Source organism: Streptomyces sp. S.PB5 (assembly GCF_030403745.1).
Classification (GTDB): Bacteria; Actinomycetota; Actinomycetes; order Streptomycetales; family Streptomycetaceae; genus Streptomyces.
Genome location: NZ_JAQMWP010000008.1, coordinates 190608 through 205229, shown reverse-complemented (window position 1 = coordinate 205229; position 14622 = coordinate 190608). Strand labels below are relative to the sequence as shown.

The following is a 14622-nucleotide window of genomic DNA, read 5'->3' as shown; positions in this document are numbered from 1 at the left end:
CTCCCTTGAGGTCGCTCAGGTCGCTCAGGTGCGCTTGATCGTGCGTACCGGCGCACCGGGCTTCCAGACCTGGACGACCAGGTACTTGTCGTCCTCGACGTAGGTCCGTACGACCTCCGTCAGCTCGGTGCGGAAGAGGTGGAACGGCTCCGGCGGTTCCACCTCTTCGACGTATCCGCCCTTCGTCTTCGCGTCGACCACCTCGATCGCCCGCCCGCTGATCCGGACGTCCCCGCCGCCCATGCCCTGCCCCTCACCGGGGTTCGCCTGGAGCGCGAAGCGCGGGTCGCGCAGAAGGTCGAGCACCTTGGCCGAGCCCGCCATCATGCCCAGCCACAGCTCGCCGTTCAGGAAACGGATCTCCAGGCCGCTCGTGCGCGGCGAGCCGTCCTTGCGCAGTGTCGCGAGGGTGTGATGGGTGAAGGCGCCGAAGCGCTCCTCGACCTGCTTGGCGAGGTCCGGTTCGGCGGTGCTGAAAGCTGCCCAGTTCGCTGTCATACGGCGAGTCTGTCGCCGATACCCGACATCTGCTGTCGGTATTGCGCGACGAGTGGCATCGGCCGTCGTGATGACGTACGTCATCTTTTCATAACGACTCTGTTCTCCTGCGCTGACCGACGGTAACTTCCGCCCCGTAAAGCAACCCCAGTGCTGGAGGACAGATGCACGGGACGTATGGGCCCAACCCGCCGACACCCCTGCCCACGGACAGCCTCCAGTTCGCGATGCCGCCGATGCACGACGCGGTCGAGGACGAGCGCCGGCACCGCAAGGAAAGGCTCGCCGGGGCGCTGCGGATCTTCGGGCGGATGGGCTTCGAGGACGGAGTGTCCGGGCACATCACCGCACGCGACCCGGAGTTCACCGACTGCTTCTGGGTGAACCCCTTCGGCATGCCCTTCAAGCACGTGACCGTCGGCGACCTCGTCCTCGCTAACACCGACGGCCAGGTCGTCGACGGCCGCTACCACGTCAACCAGGCCGCCTTCACCGTCCACGCCCAGGTCCACGCCGCCCGCCCCGACGTCGTCGCGGTCGTCCACTGCCACTCCGTGCACGGCCGCGCGCTGGCCGCCCTCGGCGACCTCCTCGACCCCATCACCCAGGAGAGCTGCGCCTTCTACGAGGACCACGCGGTGTACGACGAGTACTCGGGCGTGGCCGTCGACGCCACCGAGGGCCGCCGTATCGCCGCCGCCCTGGACTCCCGCAAGGCCCTGGTCCTGCGCAACCACGGCCTGCTGACCGTCGGGGACTCGGTGGACGCGGCGGCCTGGTGGTTCCTGTCCATGGAACGCTCCGCGCAGGTCCAGCTGACGGCCAGGGCGGCGGGGCGGCCGGTACTGATCGAGCACAGGGCCGCGGTGGCGACCAGGGAGCAGCTGGGCGGGGACCTGGTGGCGTGGATCAACTATCAGCCGTTGTGGCAGGACATCAGCCGCAGCGAACCGGATCTGCTCAGCTAGCGGGATCCTTCACGGGAGGGCTCCGTCAGGCACTGGAAGCTGCGCAGTCCGCTAGAAGCCACGCAGTACGGCCGCCTTGGTCATCGCGAACTCCTCGTCCGTCAGCACCCCGTCCCGGTGCAGCTCGCCCAACTCCCGCAGTCTGCGCAGCAGTACGTCGTGATGGTCGGCCTGCGGCGGTACGGCCGCCGGGAGTTGGGCCGGCCGGTCCGCGTAGTCGGTGCCCGTGCGCGTGGACGGGTGGGGGAGCCGGGCGGTGACCGCGGTGGCGACGAGGGCGGTGAGCAGGTCGCGGCGGGCGCTGCCCCAGAGGTCGAGGGCGTAGGGGTCCTTCTCCGGCGGGAGCTTGGAGAAGGCCGTCTCCCGGGTCACGAAGCGCAGAAAGCCGTCCTGGTAACCGGAGTTGGGGAGCCATTCGACGCCCACGAGATCGCCCAGGGCGATGATCCGCGGGCCGGTCGCCCGCTTGACCCGGTCGGAGGTGTCCGCCCAGTCGATACGGACCTGGAGACCGTCGAAGGACACCGTGCCGTCGGAGGAGCGGACGGAGACCGGGACGGGCGGCCCGGCCAGCAGATAGGTCTTCGTAGGGTCCTTGGGGATCTGGTCGAGCAGCAGCGCGCGGCGGATCTCCTCCGCCACGTACTCGGCGACCCCGGCCCGGTCGATGTCCACCACCAGCCGGTACGGGTCCGCCGCGTCCGGCAGCCGCCCGCCCGTCGCCTGGAGCAGCGGATCCGCCCCCTCACGCAGTCGCATCCGCAGCCGCCCCCGCTTCCGCTCGGGTTCGTAGACGACGCCGGACACGGCCTCCAGAGGCACGGCGATCTCCCCGTACGTCTGCCGGAACAGCGGCACGGAGCGGTGGAGTCCCGGCGTGATCCGGACCGTTGCGCCGTCGAAGGCCCAGGTCCCGTCGCGCTGGATGATCTCGGCCATAGGGAAATTCTCGCAGCCGGGTCAACACGGCGGGCCTGCCTCCCCCCGCCCTGACCAGACCTGCCGGACGGGCACCCAGTGGCGTAGGGCACAATTCGCTGTCATCGCACGGGAGTTAAAGGGCGGCCGCCGAGCCATCGGCAGGGCCGCGGATCGTGGAGAGCGCAGGGAAGGCGGGCATCGGGCGTGGCGGTGCAGGAGGCGAGACACGGCTCGGAGACGGGCGTGCACGAGGGCGGCTGCACCTGCGGGGACTGTCCGCACGGGGCGCGGGAAGGACACCGGCGGGCGGTCGCCGCATTCCTCCTGAAACGGGACGAGTTCGCCGCCGGGCAGGGGCTCCCGGCCGCCGTCGCCCACTCCGTCTCGGCCTCCCGCCAGTGGGTCTCGGAGGAACTGACCCAGTCCGCGGAGATCGTCGCCGAACGCGGCCGGGCCGAGGGCGACGCCTGGCTCGCCCGGCTGTGGAGCCGTACCGCGTTCACGGTGTGGGCCGCGGTGATCGTCCTCCTCCTCGTCCAGGCGCTCACCGCGATCGGCGCGGGCTGGACCTCCGCCCGCACCGCGGGCCTGCTGGCCGCCCTGCTCACGGCGGGCGCGCTGACGGCCGCGTCCTGGCTCCACCGGGCGCGCGGCGGCGCGCTCGCCCCCGTGATCGGCGAGGACAACCGCCTGTCCACCTCCCGCGCGGTGGCCGTCTCCTGGGTGCTCTTCGTGGCGTACGCCGTGCTGGTCCTCGTCGGCCGGCTCGCCGCCGCCTCCGCCCCCGCCGAACGCGACGCCCTCCTCTCCGGCTTCGACCTCGCCCGCGGCGCCGGTGTGGTGACCGTCCTCGCCGTGGTGTGCGGGATCGCGGTGCTGGTGCGGCGAGTGGTCGGACTGCGCGTCCTCGGACAGCGCCTGCAGAAGGTACGCGCCGACCGCCCCCGCGCGGCGGATCTCCTGACCGACGACGCCGGCCGGGGCACCTTCGCCGACATCCAGTACGTCGTGATCAGCACCGTCGCCCTGCTCTTCGCCGCCGTCCGCCTGGCCCGCCGCCCCGACCAACTCCCCGACCTCCCCTGGGGCCTGGCCGTACTGGTCCTGATCTCGGCCGCGACCTATGTGGCCGGCAAGTACGCCGAGGGCGGCCGCCCCGTCATCCTCTCCGTCGTCCGCGCCCGCGAGGCCGGCGACCTCGACGCCCCGATCCGCACCGGCGACGACATCGAGATCCGCGGCGCCGGTTTCGTCCCGCCGGGCGCCCAGGGCGCGGACCGGCTGTCCCGCATGACCGTCCGCGTCGGCCCGGTCCACGTCCATGTACCGCTGGTCCCGGTGACCGGGGGCTTCAGCAACCCGACGGACGCGGTACTGACCGTCCCGGTCCCGGCGGACGTCGAGCCGGGGCGGGTCGAGGTGCAGGTGATCACGGCGGCCGGGGTGGAGACGAACCGGTACGCCATCGACGTGACGGACTGACAGCCCCTGCCCCCCTACTCCCTTGGCCCCTGCCTCTGCTTCTGGGGTCGGTTCTGCTGCGCCGGTGTCCGCTGCCGACCCGGCGGATACGCTCGTAGACGGCAACCGTACTGATCGCACGAGCGAGCAGGGGGAGTACGGAGTGCAGACGCTGCGCGACTCGGATCCTCGGTGGATCGGCCCGTACGCCGTCCTCGGCAGACTCGGCGCGGGCGGCATGGGCGAGGTCTATCTCGCCGAGTCCGGCACCGGACTGCGGCTCGCGGTGAAGGTGGTGCGGGCCGAGCACGCCGAGGACCGGACCTTCCGGGCCCGGTTCCGGCAGGAGGTGCGGGCGGCACAGACCGTGGGCGGCGGGGCCGGGACGTACACCGCGCGTGTCGTGGACGCGGACACCGACGGCGAACGGCCCTGGATGGCCACCGAGTTCGTCGACGGACCGAACCTGCGCGACGCCGTCCTCGACCACGGCCCGCTCCCCGTGGACGCGGTACGCCTCCTGGCCGCCGCGCTCGGCGAGGCGCTCACCGAGATCCATGCGCGAGGCATGGTCCACCGGGACCTCAAGCCGTCCAACATCCTGCTGGCGCCGGACGGTCCGCGCGTCATCGACTTCGGGATCGTACGGGCCCTGGAGGCCACCGCGCTGACCCGCACCGGGGCAGTCGTCGGCTCGGTCGGCTATGTCTCGCCCGAGCAGATCCGCAACAACGGCCGGGTCGGGCCGCCGAGCGACGTGTTCGCGCTCGGCGCGGTCCTCGCGTACGCGGCGGCGGGACGCGAACCCTTCGGCGAGGGCAAGGACGCGATCGTCCTGATGCGCATCCTCAACGGCGACTTCGACCTCTCCGCCGTACCGGAGGACATCCGGTGGCTGATCGAGCCCTGTCTGTCGCACGAACCGGGGGAGCGGCCCGCCCCGGCCGAGGTCGCCGAGGCGGTGGGACACACGCCGGAATCGCTGCGCGAGAGCTTACGGCCGGGCTGGTACACCGCCGCCGGGCCGGAACCCGACGCCGCCCGGAACAGCGAACGCTGGCTGCCCGAACGGGACTCGGGGGAGGGGGAGAGCCGCGTCGAGTACATCGCTCCGGTGACGGTCACGGACGTCACCCCCGAACCGCCCTCGCGGCGACGGCTGTTCGGCGGCCGCATGGCCGGGGTCTCCTCTGCGCACCCGGTGCCCTCGCGCCGCCGGCTGCTACGGGGGATCGCGGCCGGGGCCCTGGTCGCGGCGGGGGCCGGCACCGGCGGATGGCTGTGGCTGCGGGACGGGGAAGGGGACGGGGACGGGGGCGGCGGCGATGCCTCTGTGCCGGTGGTCGAGCCCGCGGTGGTGGACTGGGACCACGACACCGGCGGGATCGGCGGCAAGCACGGCCCCTGCGCCGCGGTGTCCCCCGACGGCGGCCAGGTGTACGTCGGTGGCGCGGACGGCTCCCTGCACGCCCTGACCCCGGACGGTACGCGCCTCTGGGCGACCGGCCTGGGCGGCCCGGTCCTGTTTCCGCTCGCCACCGCCGACGGCGCCTACTGCGTGGTGGGCGGCAGCGTCTCCGGACTGTGCGCGGTCGACCTGACGGGCCGGGAACGCTGGAGGCTCGCGCTGGGTGACACGTTCGGCGAGTTCCCCGTCGCGGCCGGCGAGCTGATCCTCGTGTCCTCCCGCCGGGCCGTGGACGAGGGCACGGTCCGGGCCTACCGCCCCGACGGCACCGTGGCCTGGGAGACCGTGGTCTCGGGCATGCCGACCAGCGAGCCCCTGGTGGCGGACGGCGTGGTCTACGTCGGCACCGACGCCGGCCTGCTGGCCGCGATGAACGCCGACGACGGCTCCCCGCTCTGGACCGTCCGGGCCGGCACCGCCTGCGGACGGCCCGCACTCGCCGACGGATCCCTTGTCGTCGGGGCGGACGGCGACAGCCACCTGTACGGCATCAGCGTGACGGGCAAGCGCCGCTGGGACGGCTATGGCGGAATCGGCAGCGTCGGCAGGACCACGGGCTTCCGCACGATCTTCACGGCCTTCGGGGACCTGGCCGTCACCACCTCCGAGGGGCTCGTCGTGGCCGTCGACCCCGACGACGGTTCCACGGCATGGACCTTCCGCGGCGACGACGACCGCCAGACCTTTGCCGACCCGACCGTTCACGGCGACCACCTCTATGTCTGCATCTCCGGCACGCTGTACGTCGTGGACCGCGAGGGCAAGAGACAGCGGGCGGTGCGCGTCCCCGGGACGACGGTCGCCACGACCGCGGGGCCGGTGGTCGCGGCGAGGGGGAGCGTGGAGGGGGAGCGGGTGTATGTGGGGACTCGGAGGGGCGTCGCGGCGCTTGATATGTCGGCGTAGGTGTCGGTGGGGGGTGGGGGCGGGGTTCGACGGGGGGTGGTGGGGCTCGGCGGGGGGCGGCACGTGTCGACGGGGGTGTGGCCCGGTGGGGGCGATAGGCGTCGACGGGTGTCGACAGGGGTGGGGATCGGCGGGGGGCGACGGGGTGTCGACCAGGTGTCGGCGGGCTTCGGTGGTCGGAGGACGACCGTGCGAGCCGTCGCCGGCGAGTCGTTGAAACTCGGCCCGTCAGCATTGAGCGGCATCTCCCTTTCGTGCGTATCGTCTTCTGAGGGGCCACGGCACGCACGCTGGGCGAGAGGCGGCTCGGAGCGATGACTCACAGCTTCCGTACGGACACGCACACCCCCTACTACGACGGCGGCCGGAGCTGGCGGGACAACGCCACCCACTACGCCCTGCTCCCACTGCGGCTCTTCCTCGGCGTCACTTTCATCTACGCCGGTCTGGACAAACTCACCGACAGCGCCTTCATGAAGTCCTCCGGGACCGGCTCCATCGGCGACCAGATGCGCAACGTCCGCGACTCCGCCGCGATCCCGGACATGATCGACATGGCCCTCAAGAGCCCCGTCGGCTTCGGCTACGCCATCGCCTTCGGTGAACTCGCCGTCGGTATCGGCACCCTCGTCGGCCTCCTCGCCCGCCTCGCCGCCCTCGGCGGAGCGCTGATCTCCCTGAGCCTGTGGCTGACGATGAGCTGGGCCTCCGATCCGTACTACTACGGCAACGATCTCGCGTACCTGATGGCCTGGCTCCCCCTGGTCCTGGCAGGCGCCCCGTACTTCTCCCTGGACGCGGCGATCCGGGGGCGGCGACGAGAACGGGCGGCGGCGGCCTACTAGCGAACCTGGCAGTCGGCGCGGCTGGGCCGCCCGTCCGGTCCCCGGTCCCTGGGCGCCGTCGGCCGGTGCGTGACGCTGGGCGGGCTTTGGGCTTTGGGCGGTGCCGTGTCCGCTGCGGCTCCCCCTCCGTCAGCCAGGTATCTCCGGCTCGGGCCCCGATCCGGCCCTTGTGCCCAGCGCTGCGCGTCGGCGGCGTACCGAGCGGGTCAGGAGGCCCACCGCTCCTGCCAGACAGAGGCCGACGGTGAGCATGGGGATCACCGCGAACCACGGGGTTTCCCAGGCGCCGCCCGCGTCGCCGGCGTAGGTGATGCCCGCGAGGGTCACGAAGAAGCCGGCGATGAGTCTGCCGGGGTGGAACTCATGACGCAGCACGGCTCACCTCCGCCTGGCCGACGCCGACCTGGAGGTCGAGGTCAAGGGTGCCGGAGGGCTTGGTGCCCTTGGGCGGGGTCAGGGTGACCTCCTTGTACTTGCCCGGTTCCACGTCCACGTCCTCCTGGTCGTCGCCGGGCAGCTGGATGTCGCCCACCCCCACGTCGATGCTCACCTTCACGGTCACGTCCTTCGGCACGATCACCTTCAGCTTGCCGACCCCCACCTCGGCCCTGGCCGTCACCGTCTGGTTCCTGGTGAGGTCGAGGCCCCTCAGATCCAGCGTGCCGACGCCCGTGCCGAGGTCGTACTTCTGCTGGACCTGTGTCACCGCGGCCGGTCGCCAGGTCTCCTCGATCCAGTGGGTGCCGATGTCCTTGGGGAGCGCGGCCGCGCCGGCGAGCAGTCCCGCCGTGATCACCGCCAGGAAGATCGACCCCGCGCCCGTGCGCCCGAGGAACGAGCTGATCGTGAGGCCGAGGCCGATGACTATGAGCGCGCAGGCCAGCCCGGTCTGCAGGCTGGTGCCGAGCGGGTGTCCGTCCCACGTCAGGCTGGTGCCGAGGCCGCCCGCGATCAGGGCGAACAGGAAGACCCAGCCGCCGATCCAGCGAGGGCCGCGGGGCTTGGGCGGCTGCGCGCGGCGCACGGCGCGGACGTCCGCCCGGCCTTCGCCGTATCTGCCGAGGCTGATGTTGACCGCGGCCGCGATGTCCCGGTCGCGGGAGTCGCGCGGGCCCCACAGGTAGCCGGTGCCGCCCTCGTGCGTTCCGTCCTTGACGATGGGGTCGCGCCACCAGGAGGGGTAGCCGGAGCTGACCGGCGGGGCCTGGGCCTCCGGCGGGGCGTCGGCGACGGCCTGCGCGGTGAGCGGGTCGGTGTCGGGGGCGCCGCGCTGCCGCGCCCAGTAGCCGGCGCCCGCGAGGAGCAGGGAGAGGACCACGGCGAAGGTCAGCACCCCGCCGTTGTTCAGCATCGTCAGGAACACCCCGCAGCCGACCAGTGCGAACAGCACGGCCGTCAGGGCCTGGCCGTCGACGCGGCCGGTCAGCAGCTTGCGCACCTCGTTCTCCTCCTCGTCCTCGTACGGGACGAAGAGCCAGGCGAAGCCGTAGAAGATGAGGCCGAGGCCACCGGTCGCGGAGAGCACGGCGAGCGTGATGCGGAAGATCACCGGGTCCAGATCGCACTGCCGCCCGAGCCCTGCGCACACCCCGGCCAGCATCTTGAACCGCCGGTCGCGGCGGAACTTCGCGGGAGCGGCGTCCGCACCCGTCTCCGCCCGAGCGCCCGCACCCGTCTCCGCCCGAGCGCCCGCACCCGCCTCCGCCCGGGCGTCCGGCCCCGCAGCCTGCGCGCCGGCGCCGGTGGCTTGCGCACCGGTCCCGGCCGGAGCGCCGGTCCCCGCCGGAACGTCGGCCGCCGTCCAGGTCCCGCCCCCCGTTTCCGTGCGCGCGCCCGCCCGCTCGTGTGTGCGCGGTTCCTCACCCGCCGCGGCCGTGGAGGGCGCGGCGGACGAGGTGCCCTCGTCGGGCGCCGGGTCCGCGGCGTGCTGGTGATCTGTCATGTGTCCATGGTGACGGGCGAGGAGCCCCGGCGGGAGTCGGAACGACCCTGGCCGGACCCTGATATCGGCCCTGAGGCGGCGCCGGGGGAGCGTTCGACGGCCTGACGTTTCTGCGGGGTTCGAAGATCAGGGGAGTCTAGGGGGCCGACCCTGATGCCCCGGCCCTCGCGCCGTGTGAACATCGATGGCATGCCGGAAGCCGCAGCACCGCCACTCGTCGAACCGCGGCCGCCGCGCAAGCTCTACCGCAGCAGTGACGGACGCTGGCTCGGTGGCGTGGCGCGGGGGCTCGCCGGGCATCTCGGGCTGCCCGTGATCTGGGTGCGGCTCGTGTTCGTCGGTCTGTTCATGGCGGACGGGCTCGGTGCGCTGCTGTACGCCGCGTTCTGGTTCTTCGTACCTCTCGGGGTGGGTGGCGTCGGCGGGCAGCGGCCGCCGTCCCTCGTCTCCACCGAGACCTCGCCGGACGGCCGCCGCAGACTCGTCGCGCGCAGGCCCGACAAGGGGCAGATAGTCGCCCTGCTGCTCATGGTCGTGGTGGCCATGGTCTTCGTGGGCAACGTCAATCTCGGCGGCGGCGCCAAGGCCTACCTCTGGCCCGTCGTGCTCGTCGGCGCCGGTGTGGCCCTGGTCTGGCGGCAGGCGGACAACGCCCGCCGGGCCCGCTGGGTCGAGGTCGGCCGCCGCAAACGCACCCTGAGCCTGCTGCGCGCCGCGGGCGGTGTCCTGCTGGTCACCGCCGGTGCGTCCGGCATCTTCGTCCTGCAGGGCTCGGCCGCCCACCTCGGCTCGGTCCTCCAGGCGGCCCTCGCCGTCCTCGTCGGGATAACGCTTCTCGCCGGCCCCTATCTGGTGCGCATGACCCAGGACCTCTCCGAGGAACGCCTGATGCGCATCCGTGCCCAGGAGCGCGCCGAGGTCGCCGCCCATGTCCATGACTCCGTGCTGCACACCCTCACCCTGATCCAGCGCAACGCGGAGAACGCGAACGAGGTGCGCCGTCTCGCCCGCGCCCAGGAGCGTGACCTGCGCACCTGGCTCTACAAACCGGAGGGCACCGGCAAGGACGAGGCCGACGAGCCCACCACCCTGGCCGACGCGGTGCGGCGCAACGCGGCCGAGGTCGAGGACAAGCACGGCGTCCCCATAGAGGTCGTCATCGTCGGCGACTGTCCGCTCGACGAGAAAATCGGCCCGCAGATGCAGGCCGCGCGCGAGGCAATGGTGAACGCCGCCAAGTACGGTGGCGAGGGCGGCGCGGTCCAGGTCTACGCCGAGGTCGAGGGACGGACGGTCTTCGTGTCGGTCCGCGACCGCGGCCCGGGCTTCGATCTCGACTCGATACCCGCCGACCGCATGGGTGTCAGAGAATCGATCATCGGCCGTATGGAGCGCAACGGCGGTACGGCCCGACTGCGCGCGGTGCCGGACGGCGGCACAGAGGTCGAGCTGGAGATGGAAAGGGCGGAGACGACGTCATGAGCGACGAGGCGAACGGTACGACGGAGGCCACCGGCAGCGCAGGTGAGCGCCGGGTGCGCGTGGTCCTCGTAGACGACCACCGCATGTTCCGTACGGGAGTCCAGGCGGAGATCGGCCAGACCGAGCAGACCGGCGTCGAGGTCGTCGGCGAGGCCGCTGACGTCGACCAGGCGGTCACGGTCATCACCGCGACCCGCCCCGAGGTGGTCCTTCTCGACGTCCACCTCCCGGGCGGCGGTGGCGTCGAAGTCCTGCGCCGCTGCGCCCCGTTGATGGCCGACGCGGAGGAGCCGGTGCGGTTCCTGGCCCTTTCGGTGTCGGACGCGGCGGAGGACGTGATCGGCGTGATCCGGGGCGGCGCGAGGGGGTACGTGACGAAGACGATCACCGGCACCGACCTCGTCGACTCCATCTTCCGCGTCCAGGACGGCGACGCGGTGTTCTCCCCCAGGCTGGCGGGCTTCGTCCTCGACGCGTTCGCCTCGACGGACGCGCCGCCGGTGGACGAGGACATGGACCGTCTGACGCAGCGCGAGCGGGAGGTGCTGCGGCTGATCGCCCGTGGCTATGCCTACAAGGAGATCGCCAAGCAGCTGTTCATCTCCGTGAAGACGGTCGAGTCCCATGTGTCGGCGGTACTGCGGAAGTTGCAGCTGTCGAACCGGCACGAGCTGACTCGGTGGGCGACGGCTCGACGGCTGGTGTGACGCGGATTCCTAGTGGTGCCAGGCCTTCCCGCCCGTGTTGTGGATGAACCGCTGCAGCACCTTCAGGGTGGTCAGGTACTCCTCGTCGGAGACGTCCGCGTGGCGCTCCGTCCACAACTCGCCCTGGAGGGCCGCGGCCTTGTCGTAGAAGGCCCTGCCGTCGGGAGTGAGGTTCAGGTGTCCGTCCGGGTCCTCGGTGATCCATCCGCTGACGATGGTCGCGTCGATCTCCGACTCCATGGTCTCCGGGCCGGTGTCCAGGTAGTTCCGTAGGAGGTGGGACACCTCGTCGCGGGTCCTGGCCGTGTCGGCGCGGGCGACCTGGGCGAGGACCCACCACTGCGGCTGGGTCGTGCCGATCTCGGCGAGAGCGGTGCGGGTGCGGGTGACGACGGCTTTGCAGGCGGCCCAACTCCAGTAGCCGATGGGCTGTTTGATCAGTTCGGCGTCGCTGTGTGAGTACTCCATGCGTCCGACCGTAGGAACTCAACCTTGCTTGAGGTCAAGCCTCACACCACCCGTGTGGCCCCCGCGAACGGCATCTCGTCGATCGGCGCGATCCGGACCGGCGCCGACGGATTCGGCGCGTGGATCATCTGGCCGTTCCCGATGTAGAGCCCGACATGGCTGATCGCGGAGTAGAAGAACACCAGGTCACCCGGCATCAGTTCGGACCGTGACACCCGTTGGCCCGTGTCGATCTGGGCGTAGGTCGTGCGGGGCAGGGAGATACCCGCGGAGCGGTACGCGGCCTGGGTGAGGCCGGAGCAGTCGAAGGCGTCCGGGCCCGTCGCGCCCCAGACATACGGGCTGCCCAGCTTGGAGTAGGCGTACGAAATGGCGGCTGAGGTACGGGAGTTGGGGGCGCTCACCGCACCGGAAGGTGTCGGTGCCAGGGCGTCCCGCGCAGTTCCGGCGCCCGAGGTGCGCGACGCCCGCTGCACGTCTCCCGCCCGCTCCTCGTCCGGCAGCTGCGCCATCAACCGCCGCGCCGCGTCCAGCTTCCCGGTGATCGTCTTCTTGTGCCGCTTCAGCTCCGCCTGCCGCGACTTGAGCGAGGCGAGTTCGATATGTGCGGCGCCTCGCAACTGCTCTATTTCGCGCAGCTGTTGGCGCACGCTCGCGACGGAAGCGGCCTGGCGGGTGCCCGCGCGTTCGACGAACTCGGCGCCGTCGAGGTAGCGGTCGGGGTCGGAGGACAGGGCCAGTTGGAGGGCGGGGTCGAGGCCGCCGTCGCGGTACTGCGCCGCCGCCATCGAACCCAGCGCGTCCCGCGCCGAGTTGAGCTTGTCCGTCTTGCGTGCCGCCTCGTCCCGCAGCGTCTTCAGCCGCTCCTCGGCCGCGTCCGCCTTCTCCTTCGCGCCGTTGTACTTCTCGGTGGCGACCTCCGCCTCCTGATACAGCTTGTCCACCTTCGCCTTGACCTGCGCTGGTGTCAGGTCGGGTTCGGCGTGCCCGGTTCCGGCGAAGCCGGTCGCGGTCGCCGCGCCCGCCAGGGCGATGGTCGTCGCCGTGCGGGCCGTGTTGCCGCCGGCCGAACGCTGCCTGGGCTTGCGGTGCGCTGCCACGTGGACTTGTCACGTCCTTTCGTACGACCGCCTGGTCGGTGTGACCGCCCCGGACGACCTGTGGCCGTACGACCACCAGGGGGAGTGGACGTACGACCGCCCGGGGCGGTTTACGCGTCCGGCGGCGGCCCGCACAGGGGGAGCGGGCCGCCGCCGGACCTTCTCGGCGGTGGTGGCCGACTGCCGCCCCTGGCCCGGGCGGCGGTGGGGAGCCGGTCACCTGGTGGAGGACGCTAAACCTCACCGTGCGGTGGGGGTAACGGGTTGCGCGGAACTGGCCCCAGGGGACCGCCGGGTGTCCGCATCTGACCGCGCCGCCGTGGGCGGGCCGTCGACTTCACGCGGGGTGATGACCGAAGTGGGGATTCAGCAACACGGGTGGGCGGCTGAGTGCTATGGGGCGCATACATGCACTCTGCTGCCATTGGTTAGGCTCCGGCCTCATGGACGTACTCATCCATCTCTTCGTCGGCCTGCACATCATCGGCATCGCCTCGCTGCTCGGCGGCTTCCTCACCCAGATGAAGGCGATGGGCCAGGGCACCGCCCGCTTCGTCCCGGCGATGCTGCACGGCGCGCTGACCATGCTGGTCACCGGCGTGATCCTGGTCGGGCTCAACCAGGCGGACGACCAGACCGTCAACAACATCAAGATCGGCGTCAAGCTCGCGCTGCTGATCGTGATCCTCGGACTTGTCTATGTGCAGCGCGACGAGGAGACCGTCGACAAGCGGCTGTTCGGGCTGGTCGGCGCGCTCACCACGGCGAACGTCTTCATCGCGGTGCTGTGGACCTGAGGGTTCGTACACCGGTACGGGCCGCCGCCACCGCTCCCGCCGCCACCGCCAGCCACGCCGCCACGGCCATCCACAGCAGCACCTGCCCCGGCGTCCTGAGCCAGGAGACGTCCAGGGCGGCGGCGACGGCCAGTGCCGCCGCCGATGTCATCCCCATCGGGAACACGGTCGCCCAGCGGCGCACGTCGTAGCGCAGGCGCGGGCGTACCGCCTCCGCCACCAGCAGTACGGCGTACCAGGCCAGGTCCAGCACGAGCAGAGCCACCGTCACCGCGCGCAGGACGCCCCGGTCGTCGGCGTTCCAGAGGTACAGCCGGGCGCTGTCCGCGGAGATGAGCTTCGCCCCCGCCAGCGTCGAGATGGCCATCGCGCCGCCGGCCACCCAGTGGTCGCCTGCGCCCGTCGTCACCCGGCGCAGGTCGAAGCGGGCCAGGGCGAGGCCGTACAGGACCAGGCCCAGCCAGAAGAACACGAGCGCCATGTGGGCGAGCCACGCCGTCGCCTCCGCCGCGGCGAGCGTGGCGCCCAGCACCGCGAGGCCCTGCGTCGCGACACAGGCCAGGAACACCGCCCCCGGCATCCGCCGCTTCCAGTGCCCCACGACCAGCACGATCAGCACCGGCCACAGCAGCGCCGCCAGCGCCAGCAACGCCTCGGCGAGCGGCTGCCGACCGAGCGCGGAGAGCCGGGTGCCCAGCACCGTCGTCGCCGCCACGGCGGTCAGCGCGCCCGGCGTCTCGGCCTCCGCCCCCCATCGCGGCCGCGGTCCCACAGCAGTCGTACGGCGAAGGCGGCGGCCAGCGCGATCCAGGCGATGCCCGCCAGCGCGAGGGCGATCCGGGACAGGAGCTCGTGGTCCGTCAGATGCAGCGCGACCGACACGATGCCGGTCGCCATCACGGCCGCACCGGCGGCGGGAGGGCGCTGCGACCACCAGGCGCCGAGGGGAGTGTGGGGAGGGAAGGGGGAGGGGCCGGGCATGGGCCGATGCTCAGGAGCGCGGGGTGGGTTGCGAGTGGGGCACGCGCGCGTGCGTGAAAGGAGTACACGCGCGCGTGC

Annotated in this window: 13 protein-coding genes and 1 pseudogene; 7 read left to right on the top strand and 7 right to left on the bottom strand. The window is 71.9% G+C overall.

All coding sequences use genetic code 11. The annotated features are described in order from the left end of the window. Positions 1-24: 24 nt before the first annotated feature. The gene (locus tag PH203_RS22135) at positions 25-498 is read right to left on the bottom strand and encodes a pyridoxamine 5'-phosphate oxidase family protein (RefSeq protein ID WP_289922093.1); all 474 of its coding nucleotides are present in this window, start codon (positions 496-498) and stop codon (positions 25-27) included. Between the two features lie 164 nt (positions 499-662). On the opposite strand from PH203_RS22135, the gene PH203_RS22130 reads away from it, so the two are divergent. Beyond that, a complete protein-coding gene (locus PH203_RS22130; RefSeq protein ID WP_289922092.1) occupies positions 663-1466 on the top strand; it encodes a class II aldolase/adducin family protein in 804 nt (267 codons plus the stop codon). Positions 1467-1517: 51 nt separating this feature from the next. Here PH203_RS22130 and PH203_RS22125 read toward each other — a convergent pair whose 3' ends face one another. Continuing rightward, positions 1518-2405, bottom strand: a complete 888-nt coding sequence (locus PH203_RS22125) for a DUF4429 domain-containing protein (protein ID WP_289922091.1) — start codon at positions 2403-2405, stop codon at positions 1518-1520. Positions 2406-2591: 186 nt separating this feature from the next. Between PH203_RS22125 and PH203_RS22120 the strand changes: the two genes are divergently transcribed. The 3 genes from PH203_RS22120 (at position 2592) to PH203_RS22110 (ending at position 7067) form a co-directional block, all read left to right on the top strand. Further along, positions 2592-3869 (top strand): hypothetical protein, encoded by a 1278-nt coding sequence (locus PH203_RS22120; RefSeq protein ID WP_289922090.1) that lies wholly within the window; start codon positions 2592-2594, stop codon positions 3867-3869. A 142-nt stretch (positions 3870-4011) separates the two neighbouring features. Beyond that, positions 4012-6222, top strand: coding sequence for a serine/threonine-protein kinase (locus PH203_RS22115; protein ID WP_289922089.1), 2211 nt, complete (start codon positions 4012-4014; stop codon positions 6220-6222). A gap of 314 nt (positions 6223-6536) precedes the next feature. Then, complete coding sequence (locus tag PH203_RS22110; protein ID WP_289922088.1) at positions 6537-7067, top strand: DoxX family protein; 531 nt, start codon at positions 6537-6539, stop codon at positions 7065-7067. 129 nt (positions 7068-7196) lie between these two features. Here PH203_RS22110 and PH203_RS22105 read toward each other — a convergent pair whose 3' ends face one another. Both PH203_RS22105 and PH203_RS22100 read right to left on the bottom strand, forming a co-directional pair. Further along, the gene (locus PH203_RS22105) at positions 7197-7442 is read right to left on the bottom strand and encodes a hypothetical protein (RefSeq protein ID WP_289922087.1); all 246 of its coding nucleotides are present in this window, start codon (positions 7440-7442) and stop codon (positions 7197-7199) included. Then, on the bottom strand, positions 7429-9009 hold the full coding sequence (locus tag PH203_RS22100) for a PspC domain-containing protein (RefSeq protein ID WP_289922086.1): 1581 nt from the start codon (positions 9007-9009) through the stop codon (positions 7429-7431). Before PH203_RS22100 ends, PH203_RS22105 begins: the two co-directional genes overlap by 14 nt. A gap of 153 nt (positions 9010-9162) precedes the next feature. Between PH203_RS22100 and PH203_RS22095 the strand changes: the two genes are divergently transcribed. Both PH203_RS22095 and PH203_RS22090 read left to right on the top strand, forming a co-directional pair. Next, the gene (locus tag PH203_RS22095; protein ID WP_289922085.1) at positions 9163-10491 is read left to right on the top strand and encodes an ATP-binding protein; all 1329 of its coding nucleotides are present in this window, start codon (positions 9163-9165) and stop codon (positions 10489-10491) included. Beyond that, positions 10488-11198 carry a response regulator transcription factor gene (locus PH203_RS22090; protein ID WP_289922084.1) on the top strand — a complete coding sequence of 237 codons (711 nt, stop codon included), beginning with the start codon at positions 10488-10490 and terminating at the stop codon, positions 11196-11198. The genes PH203_RS22095 and PH203_RS22090 overlap by 4 nt, the downstream gene beginning before the upstream one ends. 9 nt (positions 11199-11207) lie before the next feature. Here the strand turns inward: PH203_RS22090 and PH203_RS22085 are convergent, their stop codons facing one another. Together PH203_RS22085 and PH203_RS22080 are read right to left on the bottom strand one after the other, a co-directional pair. Further along, entirely contained in the window at positions 11208-11666 is a 459-nt protein-coding gene (locus PH203_RS22085) for a MarR family winged helix-turn-helix transcriptional regulator (protein WP_289922083.1), read from the bottom strand. Positions 11667-11707: 41 nt separating this feature from the next. After that, positions 11708-12766: a C40 family peptidase gene (locus tag PH203_RS22080; RefSeq protein WP_289922082.1), complete on the bottom strand. Its 1059-nt coding sequence runs from the start codon at positions 12764-12766 to the stop codon at positions 11708-11710. Between the two features lie 443 nt (positions 12767-13209). Here PH203_RS22080 and PH203_RS22075 point away from each other — a divergent pair, with 443 nt between their 5' ends. Further along, entirely contained in the window at positions 13210-13563 is a 354-nt protein-coding gene (locus PH203_RS22075) for a hypothetical protein (protein WP_289922081.1), read from the top strand. On the opposite strand, the pseudogene PH203_RS22070 reads toward PH203_RS22075, so the two are convergent. Next, positions 13541-14544 (bottom strand): annotated as a pseudogene (locus tag PH203_RS22070) (tellurite resistance/C4-dicarboxylate transporter family protein). The gene PH203_RS22075 and the pseudogene PH203_RS22070 overlap by 23 nt on opposite strands. Positions 14545-14622 lie beyond the last annotated feature (78 nt).